At 63.3% G+C, this 583-nt stretch carries 1 protein-coding gene; it reads left to right on the top strand.

Annotated features, from left to right (window positions below):
• Positions 1 to 113: 113 nt before the first annotated feature.
• Positions 114 to 583 (top strand): pyridoxal-phosphate dependent enzyme (locus B4F73_RS01070; protein ID WP_290482315.1); only part of this gene is annotated, 470 nt, incomplete at its 3' end.

The raw sequence follows: 583 nt of genomic DNA, 5'->3' as shown, positions 1-583 counted from the left end.
GGCCGTGCTGGAGGCGGTACAACCGCAAGCCTGACAATGGCTGCGCGCTGCAATTGCCCTGCCGGGGCAAGCCTCTATGGTGGCCACCAGATCGGCCGGAGCAGGGGGCAGACTTGGACATTTCACATCTCGATTGGGAGAGGCGGCGCTGGGTGCGCGAAGCCGTGCAGCGCATCAATGCCGACTTCAACCGGTCTGCCGACACGCATCTGATCAAGGTGGACCTGCCCGGCTTTCCGGACCAGACGCTTTACCTGAAGGACGAGTCCACGCATCCGACCGGCAGTCTGAAGCACCGGCTTGCGCGCTCGCTCTATCTGTTCGCGCTTTGCAATGGCTGGATAGGTCCGGACACGGTGATCGTGGAAAGCTCGTCCGGCTCCACCGCCGTGTCGGAGGCCTACTTTGCCCGCCTCTTGGGCCTGCGGTTCATCGCGGTTGTGCAAGAGGGCGTCTCGCGCAGCAAGATCGACCAGATCGCGTTCTATGGCGGCGAAACCCGCGCCGTCGCGCCAGCCGACATCTATGCCGAAGCGCAGCGGATTACAGCAGAACTGGGGGGCCATTACATGGACCAGTTCAC

Source organism: Hyphomonas sp. UBA3601 (assembly GCF_002375605.1).
GTDB lineage: Bacteria > Pseudomonadota > Alphaproteobacteria > Caulobacterales > Hyphomonadaceae > Hyphomonas.
The sequence above is the reverse complement of the archived record's forward strand: the minus strand, read 5'-3'. Positions and strand labels throughout refer to the sequence as shown.